Annotated in this window: 19 protein-coding genes; 8 read left to right on the top strand and 11 right to left on the bottom strand. The window is 65.6% G+C overall.

All coding sequences use genetic code 11. The features are described from left to right. Position 1: 1 nt before the first annotated feature. The gene (locus tag HAP47_RS23400) at positions 2 to 1195 is read right to left on the bottom strand and encodes a GNAT family N-acetyltransferase (protein WP_173642575.1); all 1194 of its coding nucleotides are present in this window, start codon (positions 1193 to 1195) and stop codon (positions 2 to 4) included. Positions 1196 to 1363: 168 nt separating this feature from the next. Between HAP47_RS23400 and HAP47_RS23395 the strand changes: the two genes are divergently transcribed. Continuing rightward, the gene (locus tag HAP47_RS23395; protein WP_173642576.1) at positions 1364 to 2392 is read left to right on the top strand and encodes a polysaccharide deacetylase family protein; all 1029 of its coding nucleotides are present in this window, start codon (positions 1364 to 1366) and stop codon (positions 2390 to 2392) included. On the opposite strand, the gene HAP47_RS23390 is transcribed toward HAP47_RS23395, so the two are convergent. Continuing rightward, positions 2389 to 2598 carry a DUF2842 domain-containing protein gene (locus tag HAP47_RS23390; protein WP_050400909.1) on the bottom strand — a complete coding sequence of 70 codons (210 nt, stop codon included), beginning with the start codon at positions 2596 to 2598 and terminating at the stop codon, positions 2389 to 2391. The two genes, HAP47_RS23395 and HAP47_RS23390, sit on opposite strands and share 4 nt — an antisense overlap. Positions 2599 to 2691: 93 nt before the next feature. Between HAP47_RS23390 and HAP47_RS23385 the strand changes: the two genes are divergently transcribed. Then, positions 2692 to 3777: a COX15/CtaA family protein gene (locus HAP47_RS23385; RefSeq protein WP_173642577.1), complete on the top strand. Its 1086-nt coding sequence runs from the start codon at positions 2692 to 2694 to the stop codon at positions 3775 to 3777. A 4-nt stretch (positions 3778 to 3781) separates the two neighbouring features. Here the strand turns inward: HAP47_RS23385 and nadC are convergent, their stop codons facing one another. From nadC to HAP47_RS23345, 8 genes are all read right to left on the bottom strand, one after another. Further along, complete coding sequence (nadC, locus tag HAP47_RS23380) at positions 3782 to 4633, bottom strand: carboxylating nicotinate-nucleotide diphosphorylase (protein WP_173642578.1); 852 nt, start codon at positions 4631 to 4633, stop codon at positions 3782 to 3784. Next, positions 4630 to 6180 (bottom strand): L-aspartate oxidase, encoded by a 1551-nt coding sequence (locus HAP47_RS23375; RefSeq protein WP_173642579.1) that lies wholly within the window; start codon positions 6178 to 6180, stop codon positions 4630 to 4632. Before HAP47_RS23375 ends, nadC begins: the two co-directional genes overlap by 4 nt. Then, positions 6177 to 7163 carry a quinolinate synthase NadA gene (nadA, locus tag HAP47_RS23370; protein ID WP_173642580.1) on the bottom strand — a complete coding sequence of 329 codons (987 nt, stop codon included), beginning with the start codon at positions 7161 to 7163 and terminating at the stop codon, positions 6177 to 6179. Before nadA ends, HAP47_RS23375 begins: the two co-directional genes overlap by 4 nt. 54 nt (positions 7164 to 7217) lie before the next feature. Then, the gene (locus HAP47_RS23365; protein ID WP_173642581.1) at positions 7218 to 8177 is read right to left on the bottom strand and encodes an NUDIX hydrolase; all 960 of its coding nucleotides are present in this window, start codon (positions 8175 to 8177) and stop codon (positions 7218 to 7220) included. Between the two features lie 14 nt (positions 8178 to 8191). Continuing rightward, positions 8192 to 8596, bottom strand: coding sequence for a hypothetical protein (locus HAP47_RS23360; RefSeq protein WP_173642582.1), 405 nt, complete (start codon positions 8594 to 8596; stop codon positions 8192 to 8194). Positions 8597 to 8752: 156 nt separating this feature from the next. After that, positions 8753 to 10033 (bottom strand): O-acetylhomoserine aminocarboxypropyltransferase, encoded by a 1281-nt coding sequence (locus HAP47_RS23355; protein ID WP_173642583.1) that lies wholly within the window; start codon positions 10031 to 10033, stop codon positions 8753 to 8755. 149 nt (positions 10034 to 10182) lie between these two features. Next, positions 10183 to 10767, bottom strand: coding sequence for a CoA-binding protein (locus HAP47_RS23350; RefSeq protein ID WP_173642584.1), 585 nt, complete (start codon positions 10765 to 10767; stop codon positions 10183 to 10185). A 103-nt stretch (positions 10768 to 10870) separates the two neighbouring features. Continuing rightward, entirely contained in the window at positions 10871 to 11698 is an 828-nt protein-coding gene (locus HAP47_RS23345) for an enoyl-CoA hydratase (RefSeq protein ID WP_173642585.1), read from the bottom strand. A 70-nt stretch (positions 11699 to 11768) separates the two neighbouring features. On the opposite strand from HAP47_RS23345, the gene HAP47_RS23340 reads away from it, so the two are divergent. The 5 genes from HAP47_RS23340 to HAP47_RS23320 all read left to right on the top strand — a co-directional run bounded on the left by HAP47_RS23340 (position 11769) and on the right by HAP47_RS23320 (position 15035). Further along, the gene (locus tag HAP47_RS23340) at positions 11769 to 12197 is read left to right on the top strand and encodes a PaaI family thioesterase (RefSeq protein WP_173642586.1); all 429 of its coding nucleotides are present in this window, start codon (positions 11769 to 11771) and stop codon (positions 12195 to 12197) included. Positions 12198 to 12349: 152 nt separating this feature from the next. Next, on the top strand, positions 12350 to 12814 hold the full coding sequence (gene rplM, locus HAP47_RS23335) for a 50S ribosomal protein L13 (RefSeq protein ID WP_173642587.1): 465 nt from the start codon (positions 12350 to 12352) through the stop codon (positions 12812 to 12814). Next, entirely contained in the window at positions 12814 to 13290 is a 477-nt protein-coding gene (rpsI, locus tag HAP47_RS23330; protein ID WP_173642588.1) for a 30S ribosomal protein S9, read from the top strand. The genes rplM and rpsI overlap by 1 nt, the downstream gene beginning before the upstream one ends. Before the next feature lie 246 nt (positions 13291 to 13536). Next, complete coding sequence (locus tag HAP47_RS23325; RefSeq protein ID WP_173642589.1) at positions 13537 to 14754, top strand: GGDEF domain-containing protein; 1218 nt, start codon at positions 13537 to 13539, stop codon at positions 14752 to 14754. Between the two features lie 44 nt (positions 14755 to 14798). After that, positions 14799 to 15035, top strand: a complete 237-nt coding sequence (locus HAP47_RS23320) for a hypothetical protein (RefSeq protein WP_173642590.1) — start codon at positions 14799 to 14801, stop codon at positions 15033 to 15035. On the opposite strand, the gene HAP47_RS23315 is transcribed toward HAP47_RS23320, so the two are convergent. Then, entirely contained in the window at positions 15028 to 16197 is a 1170-nt protein-coding gene (locus tag HAP47_RS23315) for an AI-2E family transporter (RefSeq protein WP_173642591.1), read from the bottom strand. The two genes, HAP47_RS23320 and HAP47_RS23315, sit on opposite strands and share 8 nt — an antisense overlap. Positions 16198 to 16472: 275 nt before the next feature. Between HAP47_RS23315 and HAP47_RS23310 the strand changes: the two genes are divergently transcribed. Next, complete coding sequence (locus HAP47_RS23310) at positions 16473 to 17243, top strand: gamma-glutamyl-gamma-aminobutyrate hydrolase family protein (RefSeq protein WP_173642592.1); 771 nt, start codon at positions 16473 to 16475, stop codon at positions 17241 to 17243. The last annotated feature ends 261 nt before the right edge of the window (positions 17244 to 17504 follow it).

The raw sequence follows: 17504 nt of genomic DNA, 5'->3' as shown, positions 1-17504 counted from the left end.
CTCAGCGGAACATGCTGCGGAGGTTCTGCGCGATTTCGAACAGCGCCGGATTTTGCTTCACGGCGCGCTTGGCGCAGCCGATGGCCGACAGCGCGCTCGCCGCCGGCTTGCCGCGCAGGCTGAGCGGAATGAAGCTGTCGACGATCGCTTCGTCGTCCTTGCAGAACAGCCGCTTGTACTCGTCCGAGCCGATGCCGAGGTCGAAGGCGCGGTAGTTCAGGCCGGCATGGCGGTCGATGATGTCGCGCATCAGGATCAGGCCGGGGCTGAACTTGGAATTGGCCGACATCGTGTAGGTGTTGAACATCATCGAGAACCGATGACCGTCGGAGACGCCGGCGAAGATCGCAATCACTTCCTCGTCGCACTCCAGCGCGTGGATGTCGATCGCGTAGCCCTTGCCGTCGGCGCGCGGCGCGAGGCAGGCGCTGCGAATGAACTGCTCGACGCCGGGCTCGGCGAACACGTCGGGTAGCTTCTGCTCGGCCATGCGCTGCGGCTTGACGCGGAAGAACCAGTCGAGCAGGCGGCAGACGTCGGCGCTGTCGGCCGCGACATGATAGCGGTAGCCGGGCAGCGCCTGCAGCTTGCGCTCCTTGCCCTTGAGGCGGCGACGGAACGAGTTGCTGATCAGCGCCGCCGGTGCTGCGTCGGGCTCGATCACCAGCAGCGGGCAGTCGTTCACCGCAGCCTGGTGCGGCAGCAACGCCAGCGGATTGGGCTGATCCTGCCAGCGCAGCGGCTGCTGACACAGCACGAGCGCGTCGACGCGAGACCGCTCGGCGATCGATCCGGTCAGCGCCGTGATGTCGGCCTCGGTTGCGTTGGCGGCGAAGTCCTTGTCGTACAGCGCCATGTTGAAGGTCGCATGCTTGCCGCCCATGAAGCCCGCGCAGTTCGCGCCCAGACGAGACTCGATGACGAGCGGCAACAGCAGCAGCGGACAGCGTTCGCTGTCATGGGCGACGACGATGAAGGGCCGCAGGCCCTCGCGCTCGCCGACCTGGCGCTGCCAGTTGGCGAGGAAATCGAAGCGCTGATAGGGCGTGTAACTGTGTTGCGGTGTCTCGAGACTGCGCCAGGTCGCCTCGGCCGCAGTGAGGTCATGAAAGATGTCGACGCCGGCGACGCGGATTGCGTTCGGCCATGGTCGCGTCCCCGCCGTCTGGCCTTCAACTGCCGCCGCCATGATCATTTCGGAGCCCAAATTTTTTAAGGTATTGATTTACAGGTCTCGGCTGCGGCCGACCTTCGCAGGGAAATGTCAACAAAGAGTAATAACAATGCCGCGGCGGGGTGTGGGAACCGCCGGGCAGAGGCGGGGATATTGACGCCGGACAACGGGATTTTGCGGCGGGCCCGGATGGAGCTCGCCTATTTCAGCGGCGCCTTCAGGCTGCGGGAACACGAGGCCGGGGGCGCCGGAGTGATCCTGCGCTTCGCGCGCGTCCGGCCTTCGCGCCGGGGCCGGTTCCAGCCGCTGAAATCCCAGGAGATCACGCCGGCATTCCTCGATCGCACCATCCGCGCGCTGAAGCGCTGGAAGTACGACATCGTCGGGATCGAAGAGGCCTGCCGCCGCGCGGTGACCTTGCCGGAGCGCCGCCGCTTTGTCTGCCTGAGCTTCGATGGTGCGACCAAGGACATCGTCACACATGGCTATCCCGTGCTCGCCAGACACGGCGTCCCCTTCACCCTCTATCTGCCGACGGCTTTCCCGGACGGCGTGGGCACGGCGTGGTGGCTGGTGCTCGAGGACATCATCGCGCGCGAGAGCCGCATCAGCCTGATGATCGACAGCAGGGAACGACACTTCGTGGTCTCGAGCTTGTCGGACAAATACGAGCTGTTCGACTTCCTGTCCGGCTGGCTGCGCAAGCTGTCGCCGTCTGATCTGTCCTATGCGGTGAACGATCTCGGCCGGCGCTATTCGGCCGATGCGGCGCAATTGTCACGCGGCGCGTCGCTCGACTGGCAGGATCTGGCGAAGCTTGCGGCTGATCCGAACGTGACGTTCGGTAGCGCCACGGTGAACTATTCCGCCCTGTCGAGCCTCAGGGATGCCGATGCGCAGCGCGAGATCGCGATGGGAAAGGCGGTTGCCGAGAGCGCGCTGCGGCGACAGATCAAGCATTTCGCATTCCCCTTCGGGGACCGCGAAGCGTTCCGCCGTCCGCATGTCGTTATGGCCGAGGAGGCCGGCTTCGCCAGCGCGGTGTCGACCATCTCAGGTGTGGTCGAGGCGCAGGGGCGCACCAACCTTCACGCATTGCCGCGCATCGCATGGGACGGCCGCGTGCGGTCGCTGCGGATGATGCGCGTGCTGCTCTCGGGCGTGATGTTCGCGCCGGTGCGGCCGACGCGGCATGCGCGCGACGAGGGCGCGATCTAGGCGCGGTCGGGCCGCGACATCCAGGAGACGATCGGCATCGCCGGCAGCACCCAGCCGAGGCCAGCGACGACGTAGAAGATCGCCTGCAGCAGCCCCGAATTGGCGAGCCACGGGGTCTGGGCGACCGTCATGCCGAGCAGCGACCACACCACGACCAGGATGAGCAGGGCGATGGTTCCGAGCAATTTGCGGGTGCGTATGGCCATGGCGGATATGTATGACTCGTGATCTCGGCAGCGCTTGCGCCGCTTGCGGGCCGGACTATAAGGGGCCCGAAAATCCAATCAAGTCAGGGCGAAATGGCCGGTATTTCCGCACAACCATCGCAGCTCCGCGCCGTCAGGGTCTGGCTGATCGCGGTCGCCGCCCTGATCGCGCTGATGGTCTTGGTCGGCGGCGCCACGCGGCTCACCGAGTCCGGCCTGTCGATCGTCGAATGGAAGCCGGTGACCGGCGCGCTGCCCCCACTGACCGAGGCGCAGTGGATGAAGGCTTTTGAGGGCTACAAGACCATCCCGCAATATCGCGAGCTCAACGCCGGGATGACGCTCACGCAATTCAAGACGATTTTCTGGTGGGAGTGGAGCCACCGGCTGCTCGGCCGGGTGATCGGCGCCGCCTATCTGCTGCCGTTCCTGTATTTCCTGTGGCGCGGCGCGGTGAGCGGCGAACTCGGCCGGCGGCTGTGGGTGATCTTCGGTCTCGGTGCGCTGCAGGGCGGCGTCGGCTGGTGGATGGTGGCGTCCGGCCTCTCGGAGCGCGTCGAGGTGTCGCAGTATCGGCTGGCGACGCATCTGGTGCTGGCGCTCCTGATCTTCGCGGCGATCGTCTGGACGCTGCGGCGCTTGACGGACCGTCCGCCCGTGATCGCGCCGCTCAGGCTGAAGATCACGAGCGCCGTGCTGCTCGTGCTCACCTTCGTTCAGCTCTATTTCGGCGCGCTGGTCGCGGGCCTGCGCGCGGGGCGGGTCTACAACACCTGGCCCGAGATCGACGGCGGCTTGATTCCGTCGGCTGACCGGCTGTGGTTCGAGACGCCGTGGTGGCGCAATCTGTTCGACAACACGCTGACGGTGCAGTTCGAGCATCGCATGACCGCTTACCTGCTGTTCGCGCTGGCGATCGCGCATGCGATCGATGCGGTGCGTGCACGCGCCGGAAGTGTGGTCATCGCGGGGGCCTGGTGGCTGGTTGCGGCGATCACGCTGCAAGCGACGCTCGGCATCCTGACGCTGCTGCATCAGGTGCCGATCGATCTGGCGCTAGCGCACCAGGCGGTCGCGATCGTCGTGCTGACATTGGCGGTGTTGCAGGCCGAGCGCTTCGCGGCGCGGCGGACGGAGCGGGACCAGCCGACCCTCGTTCCGGTCGGCCAATCCCTTTAGTCCGTCAGGACAGATAGTCGAGCCCGATATCCAGGGCGGCCGAGCTGTGGGTCACCCAGCCGACCGAGATCAGATCGACGCCGGTGGCGGCGATCGCCGCGGCGGTCGCAGCCGTGATGCGGCCGGAGGCTTCGGTGAGCGCCTTGCCGCGCGCCATCGCCACCGCCTGGCTGAGCTGCTCGGTCGTCATGTTGTCGAGCAGAACCGCGTCGACGCCGAGTGCCAGCGCCTCTTCAAGCTGCGCCAGTGTGTCGACCTCGACTTCGATCTTCACGAGATGACCGGTATTGGCCTTGGCACGTTCGATCGCAGGGCGGATGCCGCCGGCGAGCGCGATGTGGTTGTCCTTGATCAGCACAGCATCGTCGAGCCCAAAACGGTGATTGCCGCCGCCGCCGGCGCGCACCGCATATTTCTCCAGCGCACGCAGTCCGGGCGTGGTCTTGCGGGTGCAGACGATCTGTGCGCGCGTGCCAGCGACAGCCTTGACGAGCGTGGCGGTCGCGGTCGCGACGCCGCTCAGATGGCAGAGAAAGTTGAGCGCGGTCCGCTCGGCGGTGAGCAGGCTGCGCGCCGGACCGTCGATGATCGCGATCACCTGGTCGGGTTCGAGCGCGCTGCCGTCGGGCCGCTCGGCGCGCAGCTCGATCGCCGGCGACACCGTCTGGAAGGCTGACCGTGCGATGTCGAGCCCGGCGATCACGCCGGGCTGCCGCGCCCGCATCACCAGCCGGGCCTGCTGGCTGGCCGGCACGATGGCGTCCGCCGTGATATCGCCGGCGCGGCCGAGATCCTCGCGCAAGGCGGTTTGCACGATCGGTTCATACAGCAGCGGCAACAGGGGATTGAGGGTCATGAGCGGGCACTCCTGGCTGGTAGCTTGGATTCAACGATGTCGTGCGCGGCGGCGAGCGCCTCGTCACGGGTGAGGGAAGACGGCGCCGCCGACAAAGCGGTGTGCGGGAAATCGGTGCGGAAATGACCGCCGCGGCTTTCCTCACGTCTGATGGCGGCAACCGCGATCATTAGTCCGACCAATGCTGCGTCGGATGCCGCACTCGGACTGCGCGCGAGCGGATAGAGGCCGCGGATCGCGCGTGCGATGCCGTCGCGGTCGCGCAGCACGCCGAGCCCCTGGGTGAGGATCGGACGCACGGCGGAAGGATCGGCGGCGGGCGACATGACCTCGTCGCTCAGCATCGCGCGTGGACCTGCGCTGACGCCTTCGATGCTCTCGGCGATCCAGCGCGCGCAGACGATCGCTTCCATCAGCGAGTTGCTGGCGAGCCGATTGGCGCCGTGCAGCCCGGTGCGCGCAGCCTCGCCGCAGGCCCACAGGCCTTGCACCGTGCTGCGGCCATGGCCGTCAACCGCGATGCCGCCCATGTGGTAGTGGACCGCCGGCCGGATCGGGATCGGATCGCTGGCGGGATCGATACCGGCCATCTTGCAGAACGCGCTGATCACGGGATAGCGCTGCGCGAAATCCGCGCCCGGATGCTTGCGCGCATCGAGGAAGGTGCGATGTCCCGCGGCGCGATGGCGCCAGACGGCGCGTGCGACGATGTCGCGTGGTGCGAGCTCGGCGCCGTGCTGATCGGCCATGAAGCGCTGGCCGGTCTCGTCTATCAGGGTCGCGCCGTCGCCGCGGATCGCCTCGGTCAGCAGCGGCATCGGCCGCGACGGCCCGTCGAAGGCGGTCGGATGAAACTGGATGAACTCGATGTCCGACAACTTTGCGCCGGCATGCGCTGCGAGCGAGAGCCCTTGGCCGAAGCATCCGCCTGGATTGGTGCTGTCTGAAAACAGCCCGCCGATGCCGCCGGTCGCGATCACGACGCGGTTGGTCGCGATCGTCAACGCGCCGCGGTCGTTGGTTGCGAGCACGCCCCTGACCGCATTGTCCTCGACCAGCAGCCGCCGCGCCTCGACGCCTTCCAGCAAGGTGATCGACGGCGTCTGGCGGACCGCGGCGATCAGCGCCCGCATGATCTCGCGGCCGGTGCCGTCGCCGGTGGCGTGCACGATGCGGTTGCGGCCATGCGCGGCCTCGAGCCCGAGACGCCAGCTGCCGTCGGCGCGCCGGTCGAAGGCGACGCCGAGCTCGGCCAGATGCTCCACGGCGGCAGGCGCGGCATGAACGATCCGGGATGACGCAGCCGCATCACAGAGGCCGGCGCCAGCCGCAAGGGTATCGGCGAGATGGAGGGCAGGAGTGTCATCCGCGCCGACCGGCGCGGCGAGGCCACCCTGCGCCCACATGCTGGATGCTTCGGCGCCGAGCGGTGATTTCGACAGCAGCACGACCGGCTCGGGCGCGAGCTGAAGCGCGGTCATCAGTCCCGCGGCGCCCCCGCCGATGATCACCGGGCGGCCGTTGAGATCGGGGATATCGGTCCTCATATTGCCAGCATCCTTTCGACGCTCTTGCGCGCGCGATCGGCGATCGCGGGGTCGATCGTGACCTCGTGCTGATTGGTCTCCAGCGCGTGGCGGATGTTCTTCAGCGTGATCCGCTTCATGTGCGGACAAAGATTGCAGGGGCGGACGAAGTCGACATCGGGATTGCGGGCCGCGATGTTGTCGCTCATCGAACATTCCGTCAGCAGCACGACGCGCGGCGGACGTTTGGTCTCGACGAACGACTGCATCGCAGCCGTCGACCCCGAAAAGTCCGCTTCGGCGACGACCTCGGGCGGGCATTCCGGATGCGCCAGGATGGTGACGTCGGGATAATTTTCACGCAGCTGACGCACGTCATCGGCGGTGAACAGCTCGTGCACCTCGCAATGGCCCTTCCAGGCGATGATCTTCTTGCTGGTCTGCTTGGCGATGTTCTGCGCGAGATATTCATCCGGAAGCATGATGACGCGCTCGGCACCGAGCGATTCAACCACCTTGAGCGCATTGCCTGACGTGCAGCAGATGTCGGACTCCGCCTTCACCGCGGTCGATGTGTTGACATAGGCAACCACGGGCGCGTCCGGATAGCGCGCGCGCATCAGCCGCACGTCCTGTGCCGTGATGGAATCCGCCAGCGAGCAACCGGCCTTGAGGTCGGGGATCAACACGGTCTTGGCCGGGTTCAACAGCTTCGCCGTCTCGGCCATGAAGTGCACGCCCGCGAGCACGATGATGTCGGCGTCGACCTTGGTCGCTTCACGCGCGAGCAAGAGGCTGTCGCCGACGATATCGGCGACGCCGTGGAAGATCTCCGGGGTCTGGTAGTTGTGCGCCAGCACCACCGCGTTGCGGCGGCGTTTCAGTTCGAGGATCGCATCGACATCCTCGGCGAAAGTGGCCCATTCGAACGGCGGGATGACGCGCTTGACGCGCTCATAGAGCGGCGCGGTGCGGGTGAGCAGATCGGTATCGGGTGTAACCATTTATACTCTCCTTGAGCATAAGATGGCTTATACTTATCCTGAGCATAAGGCGTGTCAAGTGCGCGAAAGCGGAAGCTTGGTGCCGACGACGGCCCGTTCGGCCAATACGGCATGGCGGAAGCGGAACAGCTTGGCCGGCCGTCCGACGGTATCGGCGGCCATTGCGCCAGTCTCTTCAACGAGTTCCTGCTGCTCGATGAGCCGGCGGAAGTTCTGCTTGTGAACCAGCCGGCCTGCGAGTGCCTCAACACTGCGTTGCAGTTGCAGCAGGGTGAACTCGGCCGGCATCAGTTCGAATACCACCGGACGGTATTTGATCTTGGCGCGCAGCCGCGCGATTCCGGTCGCGAGGATGCGGCGATGATCCGCCGTCATCGGCTTGCCCGGCACGATCGGCGCCTCGCGCTCATGCGCGCGCCCGGCTTCCGGGATCAGCAACGCCTCGTACAGCAGCTCGTAGCGCTGCAACACGAGTTCTTCGTTCCAGTCGCGGTCATCGAGACCGAAGGTGATCGCGCAGCGCTGCCAGCGCTCGCGCTGCAGCGTTGGTGACGGGGCCGCCTTCGCCCACGTCTTCAGCTTCGGCGCGATCATCTTCGCAAGGCAGACCGGCGTGCCGGCGCGATGATCCTCCCAGGGGAAATAGCCGTACCAGCCGGACCAATGCGCCTCAAAGCCTTCGCCGACCTGGTGCTCGCGGGTCAGGCCGAGATAGCTGATCGAGACGCTATGCGGCGTCCTGGCGTCGCCGGACCGGCCGCGGTCGGCAAAGGTGTAGAGCTGCTCGACATAGCCGAGCGGATGGCCGGTCTGCGCCTCGACCCAGGCCCGCAGCGCGGTCTGCAGCGAACGGTGGGTGAACTCGAACGGGCCGCTCGGCAGCGCGGAGCCGCCGGCGATGGTCATGATCTTCGGCGTGCCGTCGGTCACGGCGACCAGCACCGCGACGAGGTCGGCGGTCACCGCGTTGCCCGAAGCCGGTGCGCTGGTTTTCTTCTGCGGCGATCTGGCCACGCGCGCGTCCCGGGCTAGCAGTAGCCGTAGACGCCGCAGGCGTAGGGCAGGCGGTCCCAGTAATCGACATAGGCGCCGCCGTAGTACGGGCCGAAATAGTTGTAGGAATGCCAGTTGCCGTAGTAGCCGGGCAGCGACGATGACCCCGGCAGCAGCGGTTCGCCCGGCACGAACGGGATATACGGCTCTGCGTTGAGCGGGATCACTTCGGGCTCGACCACCACGAGCTGGCGTCCGCGCCGCACATAGGTCGGCTGTGTGATGGTGGTGCGGTAGGCGTAGTGCCGGCGCGGCAGACCCGGCGGCAATTGGCGCGCAGCCTTGACGGTGGCGCGTTTGGTGACGACAGGGCCGTCGGCGGCGTCAGCGGGCGAAACCGCAAACAGAGCGATCGCGAGCGGCAATATCCAGCGCAGCATCAATGGTCTCCCGAATCATCCGGAGCCTATCACTGCCACTTTATGCCGGATTGAGCGTTAACGAGAGACCCGTCGGCATTAAGCGTTAACGAAACGGTCGCTTTGGGCAAGGCTACCGGAGCGATGCGGGCACACCACTCCGGAACAATGGTAGGGTCAAGCGCGCAGGGCCTGGTCGAGGTCCGCGATCAGGTCTTCCTTGTCCTCGATGCCGATCGACAGCCGCACCACCTCGGGCGCCGCACCCGATTTCACCTTGGCGGCGTCATCGAGCTGGCTATGGGTGGTGGAGGCCGGGTGGATCACCAGCGAGCGGGTGTCGCCGACATTCGCAAGATGCGAGAAGAGCTTCAGGTTCGACACCAGATTGACGCCCGCGTCGTAGCCGCCCTTGAGGCTGAAGGTGAACACCGCGCCGGCGCCCTTCGGCGCGTATTTGCGCTGCAGGGCGTTGTACCGGTCGCCGGGCAGGCCGGCATAGTTCACCGCTGAAACTGCCGGGTGGGTGGAGAGGAATTCCGCCACCGCCTTGGCATTGTCGCAGTGCTTCTGCATGCGCAGCGGCAGCGTCTCGATGCCGGTGAGGATCATGAAGGCGTTGAACGGCGACAGCGCGGGACCGAGGTCGCGCAGGCCGAGCACGCGGCAGGCGATCGCGAAGGCGAAATTGCCAAAGGTCTCCTGGATCCGGATGCCGTGATATTCCGGGCGCGGCTCGCTCAGCATCGGATATTTGTTGTCCTTCGACCAGTCGAAGGTGCCGGCGTCGACGATGATGCCGCCGAGCGAGTTGCCGTGGCCGCCGAGGAACTTGGTCAGGGAGTGCACGACGATGTCGGCACCATGGTCGATCGGCTTGATCAGATAGGGCGAGGCCAGCGTGTTGTCGACGATCAGCGGCACGCCGGCCTTGCGCGCGACGGCGGCGATTGCCTCGATGTCGGTGATGCTGCCGGCCGGATTGGCGATCGATTCGATGAAGATCGCCTTGGTGTGCGGCGTCACCGCCTGTTCGAAGCTAGCGATATCGTCGGGATCGGCCCAGGCCACGTTCCAGCCGAACGCCTTGAAGGCGTGGGTGAACTGGTTGATCGAGCCGCCGTAGAGCTTGCGCGCCGCGATCACCTCGTCGCCGGGCCTCATCAGCTGCTGCAGCACCACGAGCTGCGCGGCGTGGCCGGAGGCAACCGCAAGTGCCGCCGTGCCGCCTTCGAGCGCTGCGACGCGCTCCTCAAGCACGGCGTTGGTCGGATTGCCGATGCGGGTATAGATGTTGCCGAATGCCTGCAGGCCGAACAGCGAAGCCGCATGGTCGGCGTCGTTGAAGACGAATGACGTGGTCTGGTAGATCGGCGTCGCCCGTGCGCCGGTAGTGGGATCAGGCTGTGCGCCCGCGTGCACGGCGAGGGTGGAAAATCCCGGAAGGCGATCGGTCATTCTTTGTGTCCTGTTGTGGCCTGGTCGAAACGCGCGGCATGCTGATGGCGACGACGCTCGCCGTCAAGCCGCGTCGTCGCGCGCGCCGCGGTTTGAAACGGGTATGCTGCGCTTGACCGGATGATCGCGACGATTATTCCGCTGAAACGTCAGCTCGTCTCGGTTTTGTTTTTTGCGGCGCGGTCGGATGCCGCAGTCTGGCCGCCGCCAAAGCTCGTGCGGTTGAGCGACAGCCGCATGCCCTGCGTCGGGATCGGTGCGCGCTTGGAACTCAGCGTGCGCGAATTGACGCCCATCCAGGAGATCTCCGACGACAGTCGGCCATACTCGATCTTCGGGCAGCGGTTCATCACCACCTTGAGACCGGCGGCTTCCGCCTTCTCGGCGGCGGCATCGTCGCGTGCGCCGAGCTGCATCCAGATCACCTTCGGCAGCGACGACAATTTCAGCGCCTCCTCGACCACCGGCATGATGTGGCTCGAATTGCGGAAGATGTCGATCATGTCGATCGGACGATCGACGTCCGCGAGCGATGCGACGAACGGTTTGCCCATCAGCGCCTTGCCGACATGGCCGGGATTCACCGGAATCATGTCGTAGCCGCGCTGCGCCAGATATTTGAATGCGAAATAGCTCGGCCGCACATTGACCGGCGAGGCGCCGACCATCGCGATCGATTTCACGTTGTTCAGGATGCTGCGGATGTAGTTGTCGTCGTAGGCGTCGTGATTCATTGCCGGTCTTTTTCAGTTGCGTCATTGCGAGCGAAGCGACGAAGCAATCCATGCTTCCTGGTGGTGCGATGGATTGCTTCGCTTCGCTCGCAATGACGGGAAGTCACTTGTCCTGCCACTTTGGATCGCGCTTCTCGATGAAGGCGCCGATGCCTTCCTCGGCGTCGCGCGCCATCATGTTTTCGGTCATCACCTCGGCCGCGAAGCGATAGGCGTCCGCGAGGCTCATCTCGGCCTGGCGATAGAACGCCTCCTTGCCGAGCTTGATGGTGTAGGCCGATTTCAGCGCGACCTTTTGCGCCAGCGCGATCGCGGCGTCGCGTTCGATGCCGGCCGGCACCACGCGGTTGACGAGGCCGATGCTCTGCGCCGTTGCCGCCGAGACCGGTTCACCGGTTAGCAGCATCTCCATCGCCTGCTTGCGCGGCACGTTGCGCGACAGCGCCACCATCGGCGTCGAGCAGAACAGCCCGATGTCGACGCCCGGCGTCGCAAACGCCGCCGCTTCGGAGGCGACCGCGAGGTCGCAGCTCGCGACGAGCTGGCAGCCCGCCGCGGTGGCGATGCCCTGAACGGAGGCGACCACCGGCTTCGGCAGGTGCACGATCGCCTGCATCATCGCGCTGCAGGCGTTCATGATCTCTGCGAAATAGGCGCGGCCGCGGTCGGCGTCGGTGCGACGTGCGGAGAGCTCCTTGAGGTCGTGGCCGGCGCAGAAGGCCGGGCCGTTGGCGGCGAGCACGACGGCCCGGATGCTCTTGTCACCGCCGATATCGTTCAGCGCCGCGTGCACCTCGCCGATCAGGCCCTCGGAGAGGCTATTGCGCGCCGCGGGGCGATTGAGCGTCAGTAGCGCGATACTGCCGACGGTCTCGCGCAGCAGGATCGGCGGGTGTTGCGGCGCTTCCGCGCGGGCGGCTTGGGCGGACATGGTGAAATTCCACTTTGGTCTGTATGACAACTTAATGTAACAGGCAGGCTGAAGCGAGGGCAGGGGTGGCATGGCGATTGCGAAAATGAGCGTGGCTGATCTGGAGGAGTTCCTGCGCAAGGAATTTCCGCAGGCATTCACCCACGACGACATCAGGATCGAAAGCGCCGACGGCGAGACGGCCCTGCTGCGCCAGCGCTTCAGCGAGCGCATGCTGCGACCGGGCGGCACGGTGTCCGGACCGACCTTGATGGGGCTGGCGGATTTCGCGATGTATGTGGTGCTATTGTCGGCGATCGGGCCGATCGGCCTTGCCGTCACTACCAACCTCAACATCAACTTCCTGCGCAAGGGGCAGCCGGGGCAGGACGTGCTCGCGGTGGCCAGGCTGCTCAAGCTCGGCAAGCGGCTTGCGGTTGGTGAAGTGAACCTGCTGTCCGGCACCTCGCCCGATCCGATCGCCCATGTCACGGCGACCTATTCCATTCCAAATCAATAGGCTTTTTTGCGGTATTATTGCACCATATTTACAAGCTATTGTTTTCGCTAATCTAAATCGCGCGCATCCACGTTGACGCGCGGCCGCACCTTCTCTAGAAAGCCGCCAGTTCGGCGCATACGGTGCCGATTTCCTTTTCACGGATTTCACACATGAGCACGTTCTCGGCCAAGCCCGCCGAAGTGACGAAGAAGTGGGTCGTGATCGACGCCAAGGGTCTGGTCGTCGGTCGTCTCGCCACGCTCGTCGCGATGCGCCTGCGCGGCAAACACCTGCCCACCTACACCCCGCATGTTGATTGCGGTGACAATGTCATCATCGTCAACGCCGCGCATGTGGTGCTGACCGGTCGCAAGCGCGACCAGAAGGTCTACTACAAGCACACCGGCTTCATCGGTGGCATCAAGGAGCGCACCGCGAAGCAGATCCTCGAGGGTCGTTTCCCCGAGCGCATCGTCGAGAAGGCGATCGAGCGCATGATCCCGCGCGGTCCGCTCGGCCGCATGCAGATGGGCAATCTGCGCGTCTATCCGGGTGCCGAGCATCCGCATGAGGCCCAGAGCCCCGAGAAGGTCGATATCGCCTCCCTGAATCGCAAGAACACGAGGGCCGCATAATGTCCGATACTTTGCAGTCCCTCGACCAGCTCTCGCAGGTCAAGCCGGCGGCTCACGACGCGCCGAAGTACGTCAAGAAGGTCGACAAGTTCAACCGCGCTTACGCCACCGGCAAGCGCAAGGACGCTGTCGCCCGAGTCTGGATCAAGCCGGGCGCCGGCAAGATCTCGGTCAACACCCGCGACATCGAAATCTACTTCGCCCGCCCGGTGCTGCGCATGATGATCCAGCAGCCGCTGGTCGCTGCCGCCCGTAACGGTCAGTACGACGTGATCTGCACCGTCGCCGGCGGCGGTCTGTCCGGCCAGGCCGGTGCGGTCAGACACGGCATCTCGAAGGCGCTGACCAACTTCGAGCCCGAGCTGCGCGGCGTCCTCAAGAAGGGCGGCTTCCTGACCCGTGACTCCCGTACGGTGGAGCGCAAGAAGTACGGCAAGGCCAAGGCCCGCAAGTCCTTCCAGTTCTCGAAGCGCTAATTCGAGTTGTCAAATTCGCGGCAATTGCCGCGTGCATCGAGTTGCAGAGGGCGCCGCGAGGCGCCCTTTTTGCTGCGCTCGACCGGGCGTGCTTCGACGCGAATTAGCGTAGTTTTTCATGAAAACTTGCGTGTGCGTGCAAACGAAATTGGAACTCGGGCCTTCTAGCTTGCGGGCTCGCACTGGCGCTGCATCACCGTATTATTTGCGCCTGCGAACGTTGCATCACCGGGCTGGGGTGACACTATGTCGTTCGATCCATCGACGCTTTATCTGTTCGCCACCATGGTCGCGGGCATGCTCGGCGCCATGCTCTGGTTGTTCGGCAGGCAGGAGAACATTCCGGCGCTGAAATGGTGGGGCACCGCCTATCTGCTCGGTGCGGCCTCCGTCGCGCTGTGGACGGTCGGCAGCTCGACGCTCGATCCGCTCGTTTTGCTGGGCCTCAATGCGATCGGCTTCGCCGCCTGCGGCATGGTCTGGAATGCCGCGCGCATCTTCCACGGCCGCAAGGCCAACCTGCCGGGTCTCGTGCTCGGCCCGATCGTGTGGATCGGCGCCGTGACGTCAATCGCGGATCCGGCGATGCGCCTGACGATCGGCGCCGGGATCGTCGCGATCTACGCCGCGCTGACCGCCTCCGAACTCTGGAGCGAGCGCCGCCGCGCGATGCAGAGGCGCTGGATTGCGATCGCGATCCCGGTCGCGCATGGCTGCGTCCTGATGCTGCCGATCCTGGTCGGCGACGTGCTGCGGCTGAACGGCCAGAATTTCGTCAGCAGCTTCTGGGTCACGCTGTTCTCGATCGAGCTCGTGCTGTACGCGATCGGCACGGTGTTCGTGATCTTCATGATGGTGTCGGACCGCGCGGTGGCCGTGCACAAGACCGCCGCGTCGATCGATCCGTTGAGCGGGATGCTCAACCGCCGCGGCTTCACCGAGGCCTGCACGCGGGTGATCGAGCGGGAGGCCGTTGCCGGCCGGCCGGTCACCGTGATGATCTTCGACATCGATCACTTCAAGTCGATCAACGATCGGTTCGGCCATCCCGCCGGTGACGAGATCCTGAAACTGTTCTCCGCCGTGGTGGTCAGCAGCCTCAGGATCAGCGACCTGTCGGGCCGGATCGGCGGCGAGGAATTCGCGGCGCTGCTGCCTTGCTCGCTGGAGGAGGGCGTCTTGGTCGCCGAGCGCGTGCGTGAGGCGTTCGAGAACAGCAACATCACCTGCGAGGACGGCGCGGTCGACACCACGGTCAGCATCGGCGTGGCCGGTGGACCCGCGGGGACCGAGCTCGAGGTGCTGCTGGCCTCGGCCGACACCGCGCTCTATCAGGCCAAGCGCAGCGGCCGCAACCGCGTCGAGGCCGCGGAAGAATTGCCGCTGTCGCTGGAGAACTGGCGGCGCAAGACCGCGGGCCTGCCGGCATCGGCGCGGCAAAAGCCGGCGCCGGCCCGCGCGTGAGCACGGTAACGACTGGTTAACCATTCGATCCCATGCTTTAAGGCATGGAGTCGATCAGCACCCGCAATCCGCAATCAGCCCTGATGTCGCTCGAAGCCGACGCCGCTTCGGCGCGCGGCGGCTTCGCCTGCCTGTTCTCGGACTCCGATGAATACGAGACCGCGCTGATCGCCGAACGCCGCGCGCAGGGACGATACCAACCGACGAGGCGCCGCTGGCCGATCGTGATGCTGGTCGGAGTGATGCTGATGGTCGTCGGTACCGTCCTGCTCTTCAACTGAGCTGCGGCACGCTCGACGGAGCGGGCGTCTGCGCCGGCGCCTGATCCTCCGCCTTGAAGTGGTCGATCATCACCTTGGCGATCGCCATCAGCGGCAGCGCCAGCGCGAGCCCCCAGATGCCGAACACGACGCCGAGCAGGATCTGGAACGCGAACAGCGTTGCCGGCGGGATGTCGAGCGCCTGGCGCTGGATGATCGGCGTCAGCACGTAGCTTTCCAGCGCGTGGACGCCGAGGAACAGGATGAAGGCCGACAGCGCCGCGATCCACCCCGTGGCGAGGCTCGCCAGCACCACGATCAGTCCGCCAAGGATCGCGCCGACCGTCGGGATGAAGGCGAGCAGGCCGGCCTGGATGCCGAGGATGAACGAGCTCGGAATCCCGATGATGGCAAGCCCGATCCAGGTGACGAGGAACACCGCGGTCATGGTGATGATCTGCGCGATCAGCCAGCGCTCAAGTGTCTCGCCGATGCGGTCGACGACGACGGTGGCCTGCGCGCGGTATTTGGCGGGCGCGATGAACAGCAATCCGGCGCGGTAGATGCTCGGCTGGGCAGCGAAAGCGAGCCCGAGGAACAGCACGATGAAGAAATTGCCGACGACGCTCACGGTGCCGAGCAGCACCTTCAGCGTCTGACTGATGATGGCGCCGCCGCTCGAGGCCAGCGCGCCGGCGCCAGGGATGCCATGCGACTGCGACGCTGCCGGCGGCGTTGTCGTTGTCGTCACGGCGGTGCCATCCGGCTTCGCCTCGCCGGCGGCATTGGTGAAGTCGAGATAGCTGGTATCGACGCCGCGCTGCTCGAGGAACTCCTTGACGTTGCCGAGCTGCGATTTGATCGTGTTACTCAGCACCGTGGCCTGCTGCGCGATCGTGGTGCCGCCGAGGAACACGATGCCGGACAATACCCCGGCCATCGCCAGGCAGACGATCGCAAGCCGCAACGCGTGAGGCAGCGCGGTCAGCCGGCCGAGCAGGGTGGTCATGGCATTGAGGGCGACCCCGAGCAGCATGCCCGCGAACAGCAGGAACAGGGTCGCGGCGAACTGCCAGGCGAAGGTCAACAGGGCAGCGAACAGCACGATGCCGATGCCGCCGACGGCGATCGCCCACGCCATGTCGTTGCGGGCCTGCAGGCGATTGTCAGCCAAGTCTGTCACGGGTGATTCCCCCTTCGCGACGGTGTCTGGCAGTCTTTGGCGAAAATCCCGCCGGGATCAAGCTGGACGGGCCGTGCCGGTTTGCCGCTGACGCGGCACGGCACCGGGCATGACCGCCGGGCAGCCGGCCGATTGGGGCCCCGAGGGCTGCGAATCTGTGCAGGACTGCAAGGTCCCCTGTGCAGATATAGGCAGTTGATCCGGGAGGAACTCGAAGGCATGATCGTCTCCGCAAAGTCGCAAGCTTAGAATAATCATTGCGCGAGACTTCAATAATGAGACGGCCCGTGGTCGGCGTGATCGGAAACGCCCATCGCATTGAGAATCGTTTCACAGTCCAGATGGTCGGAGAGCGCAACCTTCGCGCGGTTGCCGAGGTGTCGGGTGCCGTGCCCTTGATGTTCGCGGGCAGCCCCGAAATCACCGAGGTCGGCGCCTTGCTCGACGTGGTCGACGGCGTGGTGCTGACCGGGGCCCGTGCCAACGTTCATCCGACCCGCTTCAACACCGAACCGTGCGCGGCCCACGAGCCCTACGACATCCACCGCGACGACGTCGCGCTGGCGCTGTCGGTGGCCTGCGTCGCGCGCGGCGTGCCGATCTTTGGTATCTGCCGCGGCCTTCAGGAGATGAACGTCGCGTTCGGCGGCTCGCTGCATCCAGAGATCCGCGAGATCCCCGGCCGCATGAACCACCGGATGCCGCGGCTGGAGAACGGCGAGATCCATCCCGATCCCACTGTGGTGTTCGCCGACCGTCACGACGTCGCGCTGACGCCGGGCGGCGCCTTCGCAAGGATCCTCGGCCGCGAGACCATTCGGGTCAATTCGCTGCACGGCCAGGGCATCCTCGAGCCCGGCAGGCGCGTCGTGATCGAGGGCATCGCCGAGGACGGCACCATCGAGGCGATCCGCATCGCCGATGCGCCGGGCTTTGCGCTCGGTGTGCAATGGCACGCCGAATACGATCCGCAGCGCAATCCGATCAACCGCGCCCTATTCGAGGCATTCGGCGACGCACTGCGCGAGCGGCGGCGGGCCGCGTAGGCACCTCCGCAGCTCTGCCGTCCCTGCGAAAGCAGGGACCCACACGCCGCGGCGGTTGCTGTGGAAAGGACTCGTCGTTCCAACGCTGCTCAACGATGACCATCGGTGGTTATTGATCCCTGCTTTCGCAGGGACGACGCTGAATGCGCGGCACCGTTTATGAGGCACACTTCCGCATTCTCGCGACATGAACTGTCCGAGCTCTGCTGGCGTTCGGCCGGAGCGACTTAGGGCTTTGCTGGCCCGGATCGGTGCGTTGAT

Source organism: Bradyrhizobium sp. 41S5 (assembly GCF_011516665.3).
Taxonomy (GTDB): Bacteria; Pseudomonadota; Alphaproteobacteria; order Rhizobiales; family Xanthobacteraceae; genus Bradyrhizobium; species Bradyrhizobium quebecense.
Note: the sequence above shows the minus strand (reverse complement) of the source record. Positions and strands in the feature narration are given on the sequence as shown.